This is a genomic window from Allobosea sp. 05T433, assembly GCF_056396065.1.
This window is the reverse complement of the sequence record NZ_JBFTKS010000012.1, coordinates 82313-100108: the sequence shown is the minus strand read 5'-3', so window position 1 is coordinate 100108 and position 17796 is coordinate 82313. Positions and strand designations below refer to the sequence as shown.

Annotated in this window: 7 protein-coding genes; 2 read left to right on the top strand and 5 right to left on the bottom strand. The window is 67.3% G+C overall.

Features of this window, described 5'->3' with window-relative positions; translation table 11 throughout:
• Positions 1–263 precede the first annotated feature (263 nt).
• Both AC1DGP_RS18055 and pbpC read left to right on the top strand, forming a co-directional pair.
• The gene (locus tag AC1DGP_RS18055; RefSeq protein ID WP_441504511.1) at positions 264–5510 is read left to right on the top strand and encodes an alpha-2-macroglobulin; all 5247 of its coding nucleotides are present in this window, start codon (positions 264–266) and stop codon (positions 5508–5510) included.
• A 131-nt stretch (positions 5511–5641) separates the two neighbouring features.
• Positions 5642–7672, top strand: a complete 2031-nt coding sequence (gene pbpC, locus AC1DGP_RS18050; protein ID WP_441504407.1) for a penicillin-binding protein 1C — start codon at positions 5642–5644, stop codon at positions 7670–7672.
• A 70-nt stretch (positions 7673–7742) separates the two neighbouring features.
• Here the strand turns inward: pbpC and AC1DGP_RS18045 are convergent, their stop codons facing one another.
• The 5 genes from AC1DGP_RS18045 to AC1DGP_RS18025 form a co-directional block, all read right to left on the bottom strand.
• On the bottom strand, positions 7743–10826 hold the full coding sequence (locus AC1DGP_RS18045) for an efflux RND transporter permease subunit (RefSeq protein WP_476775575.1): 3084 nt from the start codon (positions 10824–10826) through the stop codon (positions 7743–7745).
• On the bottom strand, positions 10823–11917 hold the full coding sequence (locus AC1DGP_RS18040) for an efflux RND transporter periplasmic adaptor subunit (RefSeq protein WP_441488001.1): 1095 nt from the start codon (positions 11915–11917) through the stop codon (positions 10823–10825). The genes AC1DGP_RS18045 and AC1DGP_RS18040 overlap by 4 nt, the downstream gene beginning before the upstream one ends.
• 209 nt (positions 11918–12126) lie before the next feature.
• Entirely contained in the window at positions 12127–15444 is a 3318-nt protein-coding gene (locus tag AC1DGP_RS18035; RefSeq protein WP_441504405.1) for an error-prone DNA polymerase, read from the bottom strand.
• Entirely contained in the window at positions 15441–16910 is a 1470-nt protein-coding gene (locus AC1DGP_RS18030; RefSeq protein WP_441504404.1) for a Y-family DNA polymerase, read from the bottom strand. The genes AC1DGP_RS18035 and AC1DGP_RS18030 overlap by 4 nt, the downstream gene beginning before the upstream one ends.
• A 19-nt stretch (positions 16911–16929) precedes the next feature.
• On the bottom strand, positions 16930–17757 hold the full coding sequence (locus AC1DGP_RS18025) for an ImuA family protein (RefSeq protein ID WP_441504403.1): 828 nt from the start codon (positions 17755–17757) through the stop codon (positions 16930–16932).
• Positions 17758–17796: the final 39 nt, after the last annotated feature.

Sequence of the window (17796 nt, the reverse complement as noted above, 5' to 3'; positions counted from 1 at the left end):
TGTGCCGAGATGAGCCCGGCGGAACGCATCCGCACCAATTGAGGCGCAGGACGCGTGCTTTCAAGGAGGCCCGCCATGCGTGCCGGTTCAGAGCCTCAGGCAGCGGATGCGCGGCTGGCTCCGCCTATGCTGCAGACACTCCGTCATCAGCTTTCACGTTGCACCGGCGAGCACGGATGCTAGCCTTTGGTGATACCGTGCCGCCCTTGCGACTGCGCAGCACTATCGATGACGACAGGCCGGACCGGCCGAAGGGACTGATCATGACCTTGCTCTCCCGGCTCGCGCTGATTCTCGGTCTTGCCCTCGCCGCCACCCCGGCACTCGCCCAGAAGGCCTATATCCGCAACGATCTCCAGGCTGATGGGCAAAGGCTCGAGGAACGCCTGAAGCGCGACGTCTCGGCCAGCACACGCCCCGCGGCGGTCGCGCTGCGTGACGGCGAAGCTGCGCTCTCCCGAGGCGATGCCCGTGCCGCCCTGCCCCAGGCCAATGCCGCCGTCGTCGCCGATCCCCAGAATTCCGCCGGCTGGCGCCTGATGGCACGCGCCGCCAATGCGATCGAGCCGCGTGACTATCGTGAGCGCTGGGAACTGCGCGAACGCGCGATCAGTGCAGCCTACCTCGCCTATCAGCGCGCAACCTCCCGCCCGGACGAAGCAGCCTCGCTCGCGGTGCTCGCCCGCACCTTCGAGCGCAACGAACTCTGGCGCCCGGCCCTGACCGCCTATCGTCTCAGCCTCGATCTCCAGGACAATGCGCAACTGCGCACCGCCTATGAAGGCCTGCGCGAGAAGCGCGGCTTCCGCTTGCTCTCCAACAAGGTCGATGCCGATGCGGCGAGCCCGCGCGCCTGCTTCGAATTCTCCGAGCCGCTCGCCCGCGGGCGCATCGATTTCGCGCCCTATGTCGCGATTTCCGGCGGCAAGGGCGATTTCGCCGTCAGCGCCGAGGAGCGCCAGATCTGCGTCGACGGCCTGCGCCACGGCGAACGCTACGCGTTCGTCATTCGCCAGGGTGTGCCTTCCGCACTCCCCGACGAGAAGCTGCTGAAATCCGCCGATTATGAGGTCTATGTCCGCGATCGCACACCGTCAGTGCGCTTCACCGGCAAGAACTATGTGCTGCCGCGCACCGGTCAGCAGGGCATCCCGGTCGTCTCCGTGAATGCCGACAAGCTCGACCTCGAAGTCATGCGCATCGGCGACCGCAACCTGATCAACTCCGTCCATTCCGACGATTTCCTCAGCCAGCTCGGCAGCTACAACGCGGGCCAGATCGCGTCCGACAAGGGCCAGCGCGTCTGGGCCGGCGCGATGGACGTCAAGTCCGAGCTCAACAAGGATGTGATCACCGCCTTCCCGGTGCTGGAAGCGGTCGGGCAGCTCAAGCCCGGGGTCTACGTGATGTTTGCCAAGCCGACGGGCGGACAGGCCGCGCAGCCCTCGGGCGACGGCGACTATGACGACGGCTCGACCCGCGCGACACAATGGTTTGTCGTCTCCGATCTCGGCCTGACCTCCTTCTCCGGTCCCGATGGCGTGCATGTGCTGGCGCGCTCGCTCGCCAACGCAGCGCCGATCCCGAATGCGGTGCTGCGCCTCATCGCCCGCAACAACGAGGTGCTCGCCACCGCCCGCACGGATGCGAAGGGCTATGCCCGCTTCGATGCCGGCCTTGCCAAGGGCCAGGGCGGCAATGCGCCGGGCCTCGTCACCGCCCTGCTCGACGAGGATTATGGCTTCCTTGACCTGAAGCAGACTGCCTTCGATCTCTCCGATCGTGGCGTGAAGGGCCGCGTCGCCCCGGCCGGCCTCGACGCCTATCTCTATACCGAGCGCGGCGTTTATCGCTCCGGCGAGACCGTCTATCTCACCAGCCTGCTGCGGGATTCCGCCGGCGCTGCCGTCACCGGCCTGCCGCTGACTCTGGTGGTGAAGCGACCGGACGGTGTCGAGTACCGCCGCCGTCAGGTCGAGGATCAGGGTGCCGGCGGGCGGGCTCATTCCATCCCGCTGATCTCCGGCGCGCAGACAGGCACCTGGCGCGTCCAGGCCTATGCCGACCCGAAGGGCGCAGCCATCGGCGAGGTTTCCTTCCTCGTCGAGGATTACGTGCCCGAGCGCCTCGAGCTGACGCTCGCGCCGAAATCACCCGTGCTCCAGGCCGGCGAACCGGCCGAGATCGATGTCAATGCACACTATCTCTACGGCGCGCCGGGCTCCGAGCTCGACGTCAACGGCTCGACCACGATCCGCGCCGCCGCGAAATCCGCCATCCCGGGCTTCGCCGAGTTTCAGGTCGGCCTCACCGACGAGGCCTTCGAGTCGATCCAGAGCGACCTCGAGGAGAGCGCCACCACCGACGCCGCAGGCAAGGCCACGATCTCGGCCGGCGTGCAGCAGCCCGAGACCAACCGCCCGCTCGAGGTCGAGATCACCTTGCGCGTCGGTGAGCCGGGCGGCCGCGCCATCGCCCGCTCCGTCACCTTGCCGATCGTGCCGAAGGGCGCCGCCATCGGCGTGAAGCCCCTGTTCAAAGATGGCGAGCTCGGCAATGGCCAAACGGCGAGTTTCGACGTCATCATGGCCAATGGCGACGGCCGCCGCCTTGCCAAGCCGGGCGTGAAATGGACGCTGTCCAAGGTCAATCGCAACTATCAGTGGTTCTTCCAGGATGGTCGCTGGAACTATGAGGGAGTGAAGACGACGCGCCGCGTCGCCGATGGCGAGGTCGCCGTCAGCGAGACGGCCGCGGCCCGCATCGCTGCCCCGGTTCAATGGGGCAATTACCGGCTCGACGTCGCCTCCGATGGCTCCGACGCGACCGAGACCAGCGTCTCCTTCACCGTCGGCTATGAGAGCGACAAGACCGCCGACACGCCCGATGTGCTGGAGGTCGCGCTCGACAAGCCGTCCTATGCGATTGGCGAGACCATGCAGGTCAGGCTCTCGCCGCGCTTCGCGGGCAAGGCAACGCTCGCCGTCGTCGGCGACAAGCTGAACGAGATCCAGACGATCGACATCGCTCCCGGCGGCAGCACGGCCTCGATCCCGGTCAAGGCGGAATGGGGTGCGAGCGCCTATCTCGTCGCGTTGGCCCACCGCCCGATGGATACCGCCGCCCAGCGCCTGCCCGGGCGCGCCATCGGCCTGTCCTGGTTCTCGATCGGCAAGGAACAGCGCACGCTCCAGGTCGACCTCGGAGCGCCCAATCTGGTGCGCCCGCTCTCGACGCTGTCCCTGCCGGTCAAGGTCAGCGGGGCACGCGCCGGCGAGGAGGCTTTCGTCACGGTTGCGGCGGTCGATGTCGGCATCCTCAATCTCACCCGCTTCGAAAGCCCGGACGCCAGCAAGTACTTCTTCGGCCAGCGCCAGATCGGCCATGAACTCCGTGATCTTTACGGCTATCTGATCGACGGCATGCAGGGCGTGCGCGGCACCATCCGCTCCGGCGGTGACGCAGCCCCTGCATTGCAGGGCGAGGCGCCTACGCAGGAGCCGCTCGCGCGCTATTCCGGGGTGGTCAAGCTCGGCCAGGACGGCACTGCGAAGATCGATTTCGAACTGCCCGCCTTCAACGGTTCGGTCCGCGTCATGGCTGTCGCCTGGTCGCAAGGCCGCACCGGCCAAACCAGCACCGACGTCATCGTGCGCGACCAGATCGTCGCCCAGGCGACGCTGCCGCGCTTCCTCGCGATCGGCGACCAGTCGCGCTTCCATCTCCAGATCGACAATGTCGAGGGACCCGCGGGCCCCTATCTCGTCGATCTCGACGTGAAGGGGCCCGTCCTCGTTGCCGCCGATGCAACACGGCGCACGCTGACGCTCGCGGCCGGCGCCAAGAGCCAGATGACGATCCCGGTCACGGCGGCGGGTCTCGGCCGCGCCGAGTTCGATGTCCGGATCAGCGGCCCGAACGGCGTCGGTACCGTGCAGAACCTCGCGGTGCGCGTGCAGCCCTCGGCCAACACGATCGCCCGCCGCATCGTCCGGCCGATCCCGGGCAATGGCGGCTCTATCACCGTGTCGTCGGACCTCCTGGCCGATCTCGTACCGCGCTCCGGCCAGGTCTCTGTCTCCGTCTCGCCGCTGGCCGCGCTCGACGTGCCGGCGATCCTGAAGGCGCTTGACCGCTACCCTTATGGCTGCACCGAGCAGACCGTCAGCCGCGCCTTGCCGCTGCTGCATGTCAACCGGCTGGCCAGTCTCGAGCAGCTCGCGCTCGATGCCAACGCCGACGAGCGCGTCAACGGCGCAATCGAGCGCGTGCTCACCCGCCAGGGCGGCAACGGCTCCTTCGGGCTCTGGGGTGTCGGCGGCGAAGACCTCTGGCTCGATGCCTTCGTTACGGACTTCCTGACCCGCGCCCGCGAGCGCCAGTTCAACGTTCCGCAGATCGCCTTCAATCTCGCGCTCGACCGGCTGCGCAATCAGGTCGTCAACACCAGCGAGATCAACAAGGAAGAAGCCGCCGGCATCGCCTATGCGCTCTATGTGCTCGCGCGCAACGGCCGGCCCGTGATGGGCGACCTGCGCTATCTCGCCGACAACAAGCTGGCCGAGTTCGCCTCGCCGCTGGCACGCGCGCAGATTGGAGCGGCACTCTCGCTGCTCGGCGATCGCGGTCGCGGTCGCGCCGCCTTCACCAGCGCGCTTGCTGGCCTCCAGGAGGCGCGTGACGACGGCCTGTCACGGCCCGACTACGGCTCGCGCCTGCGCGACGGCACGGCGGTCCTGACCCTGATCGCAGAAACCAATGGCGAGCGTGCCGACATCGCCCGCGCTTCCGCAATCGTCGAGAGCGCCCGCGGCTCCGCCCGCTACACCTCGACCCAGGAGAACATGTGGATGGTGCTGGCGGCTCAGGCCATGGCCAAGGAGGCCGAGGGCATGGCGCTGACCGTCGACGGCACCGAGCGCAAGGGCGCCTTCTACCGCACGCTTTCGGATGAGGCGCTGGAAGCAAAGCCGCTCGTCATCGCCAATCCCGGCGCCGCCTCCGCGCAGGCCGTGATCACCGTTGCCGGCATTCCGACCGCCGCCGAACCCGCCCTGAACCAGGGCTTTGCCCTGGAGCGGACCTATTACACCATGAAGGGCGAGAAGGCTGATCCGGCGCGTCTGCGCCAGAACGAGCGCTACGTCGTCGTGCTGGGGGTGACCGAGCCCTCGGTTCGCTACGGGCGACTGCTGCTGGTCGATCCACTGCCGGCCGGGCTCGAGATCGAGAATGCCAATCTCACGGAGGGGGCATCGACGCAGGGGTTGAGCTGGCTGAAGCAGGACGTCACGCCGGTCCACACGGAAGCGCGCGACGATCGCTATGTCGCAGCCTTCGAACGGCCTGGCTCGTCCAACCAGCCGCTCTCCTTCACGGTCGCCTATATCGCGCGCGCCGTCTCGCCCGGCCGCTATGTCGCGCCCGCAGCCGCCATTGAGGACATGTACCGTCCCGACCGCTTCGGCCGCACCGCCTTCGGCACGGTCGACATCGCCTCGGCCAGGTAAGGGCACGAAGGCTCGTGATCACGCAGGGCGAGCAAAGCGGCACCCCTCCTCCCTCCCCTTCGCAGGGTGGAAGGGGTCGACGTCGCTGGCTGAAACCCGTTGCGCTGGCATCAGCGCTCGGGCTTGCGCTCATGGGTTTGGCTGCCGGCTCCGTTGCCTTCTACGCCTCGACCCTCCCCCCACTCGATGTCTCGGCTGCGCATGACCGCTCGACCGTGGCGCTCGATCGCGAGGGCAAGCTGCTGCGCCCCTTCCTCACCGCTGACGGTCGCTGGAAGCTCCCGGTCGGCGTCGAGGATGTCGACCCGCGCTATCTCGCGATGCTGAAGGCCTTCGAGGACAGGCGCTTCGACAGCCATTCCGGGATCGACCCGGTCGCGATGCTACGTGCCGCCGGGCAGATGCTGATCAATGGCCGCATCGTCTCCGGCGGCTCGACGCTGACCATGCAGGTCGCGCGGCTGCTCGAACCGCGCGAGGAGCGCTCGCTTGCCGCCAAGCTGCGCCAGGCCGTGCGTGCGATTGAGCTGGAACGCCGCTTCAGCAAGGATCAGATTCTCGATCTCTACCTGGCGCTCGCGCCCTTCGGCGGCAATCTCGAAGGCCTGCGAGCAGCAAGCTTCGCCTATTTCGGCCGCGAGCCGAAACGTCTTTCCACGGCCGAAGCCGCCCTGCTCGTCGCGCTGCCACAAGCACCGGAGCAACGTCGTCCCGACCGCTTCGCCGAGACCGCCCGCAAGGCGCGCGACAGGGTGCTCGCCCGCATCGAGGCAGCAGGCCTCGTGACGCAGTCCGAAGTCGCGGCCGCGCGTGATGAGCCGGTTCCGACCGCACGAAGGGCCTTTCCCAATCTGGCGCCGCATGTCGCCGAGCAGGTCGTGGCCGAGGCACCGACCGTTCGCCGCCACCACCTGACCATCGATGCAAGGCTGCAGGCCAATCTCGAACAGCTTGCCCGCGAACGCAGCCTCGGCCTCGCCCCGCAGGTCTCGATTGCCGTTCTCGCCGTCGACAACGAGACCGGTGAGATCCGTGCCTCGGTCGGCGGCGTCGATTATTTTGCAGCCGAGCGCGCCGGCTCGCTCGATCTCACCCGTGCCCTGCGCTCGCCGGGTTCGGCCCTCAAGCCCTTCATCTATGCGCTCGCCTTCGATAACGGCCTCGCCCATCCCGAGACCATGCTGGAGGATCGGCCGGCGCGTTACGGGCTCTATGTGCCGGAGAATTTCGATCTCGGCTTCCAGGGCATGGTCAGCGCGCGCAAGGCCTTGCAGCTTTCGCTGAACGTCCCGACCGTGGAATTGCTTTCGTCACTCGGCCCGCAACGTTTCCTGTCGCGGCTGCGCGATTCCGGCGTCGCGATCGCCATGCCGAAAGAGGGCGGTGCGCCAGGGCTCGCGGTGGGCCTTGGTGGTCTCGGCATCACCCTGTCCGACCTGACGCGGCTCTATGTCGGCCTCGCCCGCGGCGGCGAGATGCTGCCGCTCAAGGTCAAGGCCGGCGATCAGCCGGCCGGAGAGGCGCCTCGCCTCGTCGATCCCGTCGCAGCCTGGTATGTCGCCGACACGCTCCTAGGCGCTCCGCCGCCGCTCAATGCCGCACCAGGGCGTATCGCCTACAAGACCGGCACATCCTATGGCTATCGCGATGCCTGGGCCGTCGGCTTCGACCGCAAGCACACGATCGGCGTCTGGGTCGGCCGCGCCGATAACGGAGCCGTGCCGGGGCTCGTCGGGCGCGTCGTCGCGGCACCGATCCTGTTCGATGCCTTCGCACGTCTCGGCCATGATCCGCGGCCATTCCTGCAGCCGCCGAACGCCATCATATCCTCGACATCGAACCTGCCGCCACCGCTGCGCCATCTCCGGCAGGACGTGCCCAAGACGCTGACCGCACTGGCCCGCCCTGGCCTCACGCTGGCCTTCCCGCCGGAAGGCGCGCGCATCGATCTCGCGGCGTCGGCCGTCGACGGGCACGCGCTGCTCAACCTCAAGGTCGCCGGGGGCGCCCCGCCCTATACCTGGCTGGTCGACGGGGCGCCAGTGACCGCACCGACCCGCCGCCGTGAAACCGCCTGGCAGCCCGGCGGCAAGGGCTTTGTCCGGATTTCGGTGATCGACGGCGCAGGCGCGAGCGAGAGCGTCTCGGTCAGGCTGCAGTAGCGCAAGGCATCAGCGCGGACTCAGCGATCCAGGCGCCGGCGATGCGGCCTGGATCGCCTTTCCGCACAGTTCATTCCGCGGGCTGGACCTGTGTCTGGCCATGCGCCGCGTCCTCGCCATGCACGGGCCGATGCGCCCGCGCCAGATAGCTATAGGCGACCGGCACCACATAGAGCGTCAGCAGGGTGCCGAAGGTCATGCCGCCGACGATGACCCAGCCGATCTGAGAGCGGCTTTCGGCACCGGCGCCATGGGCGAGCGCCAGCGGCACCGCACCAAGCACCATCGCGCCCGTCGTCATCAGGATCGGCCGCAGGCGCAGTTCCGCGGCCTCGACCAGCGCATCGACGAGGTCCTTGCCCTCCTCGCGCAACTGGTTGGTGAACTCGAGGATCAGGATGCCGTGCTTGGTGATGAGGCCGACGAGCGTGATCAGGCCGATCTGGCTGTAGACGTTGAGCGTGCCACCGCTGAAATACAAAGCCGCCAGCGCGCCCGTGATCGAGAGCGGCACCGAGACCATGATCACCACCGGGTCGATGAAGCTCTCGAACTGCGCCGCCAGCACCAGATAGATGAAGCCGAGCGCCAGGAGGAACACGATCGCGATCGAGGAGCCAGCCTGCTTGAACTCGCGGCTCTGGCCGGAATAGTCGATCTGCACCGATTTCGGCAGCACCTTGGCGGCCGCCTGCTCCAGGACGGCCAGTCCATCGCCGAGCGAATAGCCCGGCGCCGGCACCGCCGTGATCGTCGCGGAGCGCAGCTGGTTGAAGCGGATCAGCTCCTTGGGCGCGACGTTCTCCTCGATGCTGACAAGGCTGGAGAGCTGTACCACCGTGCCGTTGCGACCACGCAGATAGATCGACTGCAGCGCCTGAGGCGTGTTGCGATCCTCCCCGGCGACCTGCAGCATCACGTCATACTGCTCGCCGTTCATGTTGAAGCGCGTCACCTGCCGCCCACCGAGCAAGGTCTCCATCGTCCGGCCGATGATGTCGACGCCGACGCCAAGATCGCTGGCGCGCTGCCGATCGATCGAAACCTTGATCTGCGGCTTGTCCAGGATGAGGTTGGATTCGAGGTTGGTCAGCACCGGCGAGGAGGACGCCTCCGCGATGACCGCATCGACATAGTTCTTGATCTCGGCATAGGAATCCGAGGAGCGCAGCACGAACTCGATCGGCTTGCTGTTGGCTCCGCCGCCGCCAAGCGAGGGCGGATTGACCGCGAAGAGGCGGATGCCCGGAATCTGCGACAGCCCGCGATTGATCTCGGCAACGAGATCCTGCTGTTTGCGGTGGCGCTCTTCCCACGGCTTCAGCCGCGCGAATGCGATGGCGCGCGTCACGTCGGGGAAGCCGGTGATGACGAGATAGCTCTCGACTTCGGGAAGATTCTTGAAATACTCCTCGACCTGCCGCGCATAGCTCGCCGTGAAGCTCAGCGTTGCGCCCTCAGGCGAGACGCCGATGGCGTTGATCGTGCCACGGTCTTCCACCGGAGCCAGCTCCGAGCGCAGGTTTGTGAAGAAGTAATAGCTGCCGCCAGCAACACTGAGCGCCAGCAGCACGATGACCGGGCGCATCGAAAGCGCCCCACGCAGCGAACGGCGATAACCGCGGGAAAGCGCATCGAAACCGCGCTCCAGCACGTTGTAGAGCCAGCCATGCGACTCGTGCGGCTTCAGGAGTTTGGCGCACATCATCGGCGTCAGCGTCAGCGCGACGAAGCCGGAGACGAGCACCGCACCTGCCAGTGTCAGGGCGAACTCGATGAAGAGCTTTCCGGTACGCCCGGTCGAGAACGCCATCGGTGCATAGACCGCTACCAGCGTCAGCGTCATCGCGACGACCGCAAAGGCGATCTCGTTGATGCCGCGGATCGCCGCCTTGCTTGGTTCCATGCCGTTCTCGACATGGCGGTGCACGTTCTCCAGCACGACGATGGCATCGTCGACGACGAGGCCGATGGCGAGCACCATCGAGAGCAGCGTCAGCGTGTTGACGGTGAAGCCGAGCGCATACATCAGCGCGAAGGAGCCGATCAGCGAGACCGGAATCGTGACCAGCGGGATCAGCGTCGCGCGCAGCGAGCGCAGGAAGACGAAGATGATCAGCACGACGAGGACGACCGCCTCGCCGATCGTGGTGTACACCGCCTGGATCGAGCGATCGATGAAGATCGAGGTGTCGTAGGAGGTCGCGATCGCCATGCCGTCGGGCAGATCATCGGTGATCTCCGGCAGCGCCGCACGAACACCGGAGGAGACATCGAGCGGATTGGCCGTCGCCTGCTTGACGATGCCGATCGTCACCGAAGGGCGGCCGGCGAACCAGGCGGCGTTACGCTCCTCGCGCGCGCCGAGCTCGACCTTCGCGACATCGCTCAGCTTCACCGGAAATGCGCTGACATCCTTGATCACGATCTGCTGGAATTGCTCGGGCGTGGTCAGGCCGGTCTGCGACAGCACCGTGAACTCACGGTCGTTGCTCTCGATGCGGCCGGACGGGATCTCGACATTCTGCGCCCGCAGCGCCGCCTCGATCTCCTGTACGGTGATATTGTAGGCGGCCATGCGGGCCCGATCGAGCCAGATGCGCATCGCATATTGCCGTTGGCCGAGAATGCGCACTTCGGCGACGCCGGTGATGTTCTGCACCCGGTCGGCAATGAAGCGGTCGGCGAAGTCGGTCAGCTCCAGCGGGCTGTGCCGCGTGCTGGTCAGCGACAGATACATCACCGGCTGGGCGTCGGCCTCGACCTTGGCGATGATCGGCTCGTCGATCTCGTCCGGCATGCGCCCACGCACGCGGCTGACGCGGTCGCGCACGTCGGAGGCCGCGACATCCGGATCCACGTCCGGACGGAAGCGCACAGAGATGCTGCTGCGCTCCTGACGGCTGTTCGAGGTGATGATCTCGATGCCCTCGATGCCCGCGATCGAGTTCTCCAGGATCTGCGTGACCTGGGATTCGATGATCTCGGCGCTGGCGCCGCGATAGGTCGTGTTCACCGAGACGATCGGCTCGTCGATGTTCGGGTATTCGCGCACCGTCAGCCGGCCATAGGAGACGATGCCGATGAGGATGACGAGCAGGCTGAGGACGGTCGAGAGAACCGGCCGGCGGACGAAGAGCGCAAACAGGCTCATCGTGCGTCGCTCGTCTGCACCGGAGCCGGAGCATTCTTGACGGCAACGGCCGAGCCGTCACGCAGGCGCATCTGGCCGGCCGTGACGATCTGCATGGTCGGGGTCAGCCCCTTCACGATCTCGACCTTGCCCGGAAGGCGCTTGCCGAGTTCGACCGGCATGCGCTTCGCCTTGCCGTTCTCGACCACGAAGATCATCTTGCCGGTGCCATCGGGGACTACGGCCGTCTCCGGCACGACGAGCGCGTTCTCGCGCTGGTCGACGATGATGTTGATCCGCGCGAACAGGCCGGGCTTCAGGACGCCGTCGCCGTTCGGGATGGTGGCGCGCAGCCGGATCGCACGGCCGTTCACATCGACGATCGGATCGATCGCGAAGATCGTGCCGGTGAAGCCGGTGTCGGGCAGCGCATCGACCTTGAGCTGGATGGTCTGCCCGACCTTGACCCGTGTCAGGTAAATCTCGGGAACCCGGAAATCGACCTTCATCGGATCGGTTGCGGTGAGCGTGATCAGCTCCTTGCCGACCGAGACATAGTCTCCGACGCTGACCGAACGCAGGCCGACAACCCCGGTGAAGGGCGCACTTATGGCGGTCAGAGCGCGGCGCGAGGTCGCGAGCTGCAGGCGGGCCTCGCTGGAGGCCAGTTGCGCCGTCGCCTGTTCGAGCGCGACCTGCGTGCCCGAGCCACGGTCGACCAGCGCCCGGTTGCGCTCATAGGTATCGCGCGCCAGCCGCAGATCCGCCTCGGCCAGTTTCACTTCGGCGTCGAGGATCGCCCGGTCGAGCTTGACCAGTTCCTGGCCCTTGGTGACGCGCTCACCTTCCTTGAATCCCAGTGCCACGACCCGGCCGGCGATCTCGGGAGCGATGACCACTGTTTCATTCGCGGTCAGCGTGCCCAGCGCCTGGACCTCTTCATTGACCGTTACGGCCTCCACCCGGCTGACCTCGACGGGCACGCCGGCAGCCTGCGGGTTCGCCACCGCGCGCGCTTGCGCAGGCTGCGCGCCAGCCTTGAAGCTGCGGTAGCCGTAATAGCCGCCGCCAGCGACGCCGGCGATCAGGAGGACAAGGACAAGCCGCTTCATAGGTCAGGGTGCTCCGGTATCGTCGCAAGCCCTATGGGACTGGACGATGCAGTTCAAATTACAAATCCGTAAGTGTGGTTTCATGACGGCCGCGACGGTTTAATGAACCAACCGGCTTTTTCGCATGCAAGACCGGAACCAAGACACGAAACAAGTCCGGAACGGGCTGCTGGCGGCAGATTTCGGGGGCCTGTGGCCGAATTAAGCCTTTAGTGGAAGTCGCGAGAGCGCGGCAGCACCCTGACATTGCGCGGGTGCGTATGTTGGCGCGGCGGCAGGCGGCTGTCGGATTGCGGGTGCTGCACCTCGTCGGCCCGCGCCAGGGTGCGGTGCAGCAGCCCGTCGGCGAGCCGCGCCAGTTCCTCCGAGCGATCCTCGATCCTGTCGACCACGAGATGGACGATGCCTTCCGGACTGCGTTGCAGCCGGCCGGCGAGCAGGACGAGCCGCGCGCCCATCGCCTGCCGGCGATAACGCTCGAAGGTCTTTGGCCAGAGCACCGCATTGGCGATGCCGGTCTCGTCCTCCAGCGTCATGAACATCACACCCTTGGCGCTGCCCGGCCGCTGGCGCACCGTGATGATGCCCGCCAGCCGGCAGCGCGTGCCGTCGGATGCTGTCAGGACCTGATCGCAGCTCAGGGCCCGCTCACGTGCGAAAAGCGGGCGCAGGAACTGCATCGGATGCCCCTTCAGCGACAGGCGAAGATGCTGGTAATCCGCGATGACCTGTTCGGAGTCCCGCATGCGCGGCAGCAGGGTCTCGGGCTCCTGGGCGAGTTCGGCGCTCTCGCTCGCCGCAAAAAGCGGCAGCGGCCTGTCATCCGGGAGCCTTCGCACCTCCCAGAGCGCCTCGCGCCGGCTGAGCCCGAGTGAGCCGAAAGCATCGGCATCGGCCAGCGCGACGAGGGCACGCGTGGGCAACCTCGCGCGCCGCGCCAAGGCCTCGACGCTGTCATAACCCTGCCCGCGCGCCGTCACGAGCGCCTCGCCAAAAGCCTTCGAGATCCCGTCGATCTGGCGCAAGCCGAGCCGCATCGCGAGGGCGCCGTCCTCGCGGCGCTCCAGCGTGTTGTCATGATCGCTCAGATTGATGTCGGCTGGCCGGATCTCGACCTTGTTGTCCTGCGCAGCGCGGATGATCTGCGCCGGAGCATAGAAACCCATGGGCTGCGAGTTCAGAAGCGCCGCGGTGAAGGCAGCGGCATGATGACACTTGAGCCAGGCCGAAGCGTAGACCAGCAGGGCGAAGGAGGCCGCGTGGCTCTCCGGAAAGCCGTATTCGCCAAAGCCCTTGATCTGGTTGAAACAAGCGGACGCGAAGGCGCGGTCATAGCCGCGCGCGACCATGCGCTCGACCATCATCGTCTCGAAATTCTGGATCGTGCCGACATGGCGGAAGGTCGCCATGGCACGCCGCAAACCATTGGCCTCATCCTCGCTGAACTTCGCCGCCTCGATGGCGATGCGCATCGCCTGCTCCTGGAACAGCGGCACGCCGAGCGTCTTTTTCAGAACCAACTCCAGCTCGTCGGGAAACCCATGTTCCGGCGCAGGCGAAGGGTAATGCACCTCCTCGGCTCCGTTCCGTCGCCGCAGATAGGGGTGGACCATATTGCCCTGGATCGGGCCCGGCCGGACGATCGCGACCTCGATGACGAGATCGTAGAATTCCTTCGGCCTCAGCCGCGGCAGCATGTTCATCTGCGCCCGGCTCTCGACCTGGAAGACGCCGATCGCATCGGCCCGGCAGAGCATGTCGTAGACCTCGCCATCTTTGGATGGGATCGTCGCCAGCTCCCGGCGTTCTCCCCCGTGCAGGGCGATCAGGTCGAGCGCCTTGCGGATGCAGGTCAGCATGCCGAGCGCGAGCACATCGACCTTCATCATCCGGAGCGCGTCGATATCGTCCTTGTCCCACTCGATGAAGCTGCGGTCCTTCATGCCGCCCCAGCCGATCGGCACGCATTCGTCGAGCCGCCCGCGCGTCAGCACGAAGCCGCCGACATGCTGCGAGAGATGGCGGGGAAAGCCGATCAACTCGGTCGCTAGCGCGGCCGCGCGCGCGATCATCTGATTGGCGGGGTCGAGCCCCGCCTGCCGGACATGGTTTTCCGGCAGGCCGTCGCCCCAGCTGCCCCAGACCGTGTTGGCGAGCGCGGCCGTGACATCCTCGCTCAGGCCGAGCACCTTGCCGACCTCGCGAATGGCGCTACGCGGCCGATAGCAGATCACCGTCGCGCAGATGCCGGCGCGCAGCCGGCCATAGCGCTCATAGATATACTGCATCACCTCCTCGCGCCGCTCATGCTCGAAGTCGACATCGATATCGGGCGGCTCCTTGCGCTGTTCGGAGAGAAAGCGGGCCAGGAGCGAATTGCCCTCCATCGGGTCGACCGCGGTGACCCAGAGGCAGTAGCAGACCGCCGAATTCGCCGCCGAGCCCCGGCCTTGGCACAGGATCGGCGGCTCCTGTGCACGGGCGAAGCGCACGATGTCGTGGACCGTCAGGAAGTAGCGCGCGTAATCGAGCTTCGCGATCAGTGCGAATTCCTTGTGCAGCAGGTCGCGTACCTTGCTCGGGATGCCCTCGGGATAGCGCCTGTTCGCTCCTTCCCAGGCGAGATGCTCCAGATGTTCCTGCGGGGTGCTGCCCGGCGGCACCGGCTCGTCCGGATACTCATATTGCAACTGGTCGAGCGAGAACCGGCAGCGTTCGAGGAAGCGCACCGTCTCCGCCACCATCTCCGGCGCGTGCCGGAACAGGTGGGCCATCTCGCGCGGCGATTTGAGATGGCGCTCGGCATGGGCCTCCAGCATGCGCCCGGCTCGCTCGATCGGGACATGCTCGCGGATGCAGCTGACGACATCCTGCAAGGGCCGCCGCTCGGGCGCATGATAGAGCACGTCGTTGACGGCAAGGCAGGGCACGCCCGCCCTGGTCGCGAGCTGCACCAATGCATCGGCGCGGCGCCGGTCGTCGCCGCGATGCGGCATGTCGATACCCAGCCAGAGTCGACCGCGCGCAAATTCGAAAACGCTCGCGAGTGCCGCCGCGATCTCGCTGTCCGGCCGCCGGTCCGGCATCAGGATCAGCAGCATGCCTTCCGCGAATTCGCGCAGGTCGGAGAGCGTGAGGATGCATTCGCCCTTCTTCTCGACCTTCATCTTGCCGTGGGTCAGCAGGCGGCAGAGCCTGCCATAGGCGTCGCGATCCTGGGGATAGGCGAGCAGGTCGGGCGTGCCATCGGACAGGACGAGGCGGACCCCGACCGCGAATGTCAGCTTCGTTGTGGCGATACCCCCCTCGCGCATCGCCGCATGGGCCCGCACCACGCCGGCCAGAGAATTGCGGTCGGCGAGCCCGATTCCGGCAAGGTCGAGTTCGGCCGCCCGGCCAACCAGTTCCTCCGGACTCGAGGCTCCGCGCAGGAAGGAGAAGTTGGAGGTAACCGCGAGTTCGGCATAGCGCGCGGCTGGTCCTCCCGGGGCAGCCTCGACCAGGCGATTGTCATTGAGCCCGCTCACGCGAAAAGCCCGTGCATGAACCAGGGTGGATGCGCGGCCTCGCGGCCATAGAGTCCGTCGCGATAAAGCCAGAAGCGCCTCCCGCCCGGCTCTTCGACGCGAAAATAGTCGCGGGTCGGCGCGATCCTGCCCGTCGTCGCCCACCATTCGGCGGCGATCCGCTCCGGCCCCTCCGCCTTGGCGACCTCATGCAGCACGCGCCGCCAGCGGAAACGCGTCGGCGGTCCGTCCGGAATTTCGGCCAGGACCTCGATCGGCTCAGGCCGCGACAGCAGCCGCAGGGGCCGTTCCGGGGCAGCGCTCGGTGCCGGCCAGTCTGGGGAAAGGCCGAGCCGTACAAGCTCGCCATGCCGCAGGGCGGGCACCGCCAGCGCCGCACGCTCGGGATCATGGCTGTCCTGCGCCAGGAAACGCCGCACGCGATCCGGGCCGATCCGGGCCGCGATCGCATCGGCGACCTCCGTCAATGCCCGCTCGGCGGCGGCTTCGTCGGGCTCCTCCTTCCCCCCGGCGGCGAGCGTTCCCTGATCGACGGCGAAAGGCTCGGTCGCACCGGCCGAGAGCCGGATCAGGTCGAAGCCGAAGCCGGGATCGAGCGGGTCCGCCAAGGCATCCAGCTTCAGGGCGAAGAGCCGGTCGAGCGCAGCCGGATCGCGCAACGGCATCCCGGTCTCGATGCCGAGACGGCGCACGGCCCCGTCACTGCGGAAAAAGCTCGCCTCGAACAGTCTTGCGCCTTCGCCCCGCGCTTCCAGCATGCCGGCGAGACTTTCCTCCAGGCCGGCCAGGGCGGCCCGGATACCGGCCTCATGCGCCAGCGGCTCGGCAAAACGCCGCTCCGCCATACAGTCCGGCAGCGGTCGTCGCGGGGACAGCGCCTGCGGCAGGCGGCCAAGCGCCTGGTCGAGCCTGTCGAGCAGGTCGCGGCCGAAACGGGCGGCCAGCGGCGCGCGCGGCCGCGTCTCCAGATCGGCGATATGGGTGAGGCCCATGCGCGCGAGCCCGTGCTGCCGTGCCGCCTCCAGTCCAAGCGCCGCGGTCGGCAAGGGCCACAGGGCCTCGCTCTCCCCGTCCGGCGGCACGATGCCGCCGCGCCCATAGCGCGCGACACCCCAGGCGGCGCGCGCCGTCCCGGCAATGGCGGCGCGCAGCGTAAAGCCCTGTCGTTTCAGCCGAAGCAGGCAGTCGCGGCCAAGCGCGGCCTCGCCGCCAAAGAGATGGGTGCAGCCCGAGATATCGAGCAGCAATCCATCCTCGCCATCGAGCGCGACCAGCGGTGTATAGCGGTCGCACCAGTCGGCAACGGCGTAGAGCAGGGCCGCATCGGCCGCCCTGTCCTCCTCGACCACGACCAGCCGCGGGATCATCGCCCGCGCATCGGCCAGCGCCATGGTCGCATGAAGGCCGAGACGTTCGGCTTCGGCATCGAGGCTCGTCAGCCGGAAGGCGCCCTTCGCCTTGCCCACCACAACAAGAGGACCAGGATCATCCGCTGGCCCGCCGGGCTGCGGGCCAGGCCTCTGCGATATTGCCCGAACGGATGCGCCCTGGCTGCGTCTGATCCGGTCGATGGGCAGGCGCGGGAACCAGAGCGACAGGAAGCGGCTCGCGGAAGCTATACGCATGACTGTCCCACTCCATCACCCACTGCCCTGTCGCCCCATGCCGGTTGCGCAGCACCGTGACCGCAAAACTCGGCCGGCCCGGCCCATGCGCTCTCATCCGCCCCTCCGAAGGCGCCGCCGAAACCGACCAGCGGATCGTCGCCGCGCTTGGAGCAGGACTGCTTCCCAGCCGCAGGAGAAAAGCCGTCGCGCCGGCATCCCGCGCCGCCAGGACGAGACGCCGGCTGGCCGTGAGATCGAGGCAGGCCGGCGCACCTTCGAGCTCGATCACCACCGCGCCGATACCCGAGCGCGGGTCATTGCCGCGCGGAAAGGCGTCGCCCGCCGCCTTCAGCACGGCAAGCGGATCGCGCCCCCGCACCGCAAGCACCCGGTCGGGATCGAGCCCGAACGCTGCAAGCCCCGGCGCATAGAGTTCGCCCCCTTCCGCGCCGGCGGAATCCTGCCGCAGCCAGACGACCGGCCGCCGCTCCAGCCGCGCGATCAGCCCGGCGACGAAGCCCGTCGCCGCCGGAGCCTGATGCGCCGCAGCCACGATCTCGTGCAGGGCATGGCGGCGCAGCGGCCCCAGCGCCGCATCGGCCGCCGCGTGGCCAAGGCTGAAGCTCGCCTCCCCGCCCAGCGAGACGGAGACGCTTTCCAAACCGGCAATGCTTCGCCGCAGCGCGGCGACGGCATGATCGCTCACGTCTTGGCACTCCAAATGTTCCTATTTTGTTCTTTATGA

Excerpts from the sequence above, each read along its gene's own strand:
- AC1DGP_RS18055 (WP_441504511.1), top strand. The coding sequence starts at position 264 with ATGACCTTGCTCTCCCGGCTCGCGCTGATTCTCGGTCTTGCCCTCGCC.
- pbpC (WP_441504407.1), top strand. The coding sequence starts at position 5,642 with ATGGGTTTGGCTGCCGGCTCCGTTGCCTTCTACGCCTCGACCCTCCCC.
- AC1DGP_RS18045 (WP_476775575.1), bottom strand. The coding sequence starts at position 10,826 with ATGAGCCTGTTTGCGCTCTTCGTCCGCCGGCCGGTTCTCTCGACCGTC.
- AC1DGP_RS18040 (WP_441488001.1), bottom strand. The coding sequence starts at position 11,917 with ATGAAGCGGCTTGTCCTTGTCCTCCTGATCGCCGGCGTCGCTGGCGGC.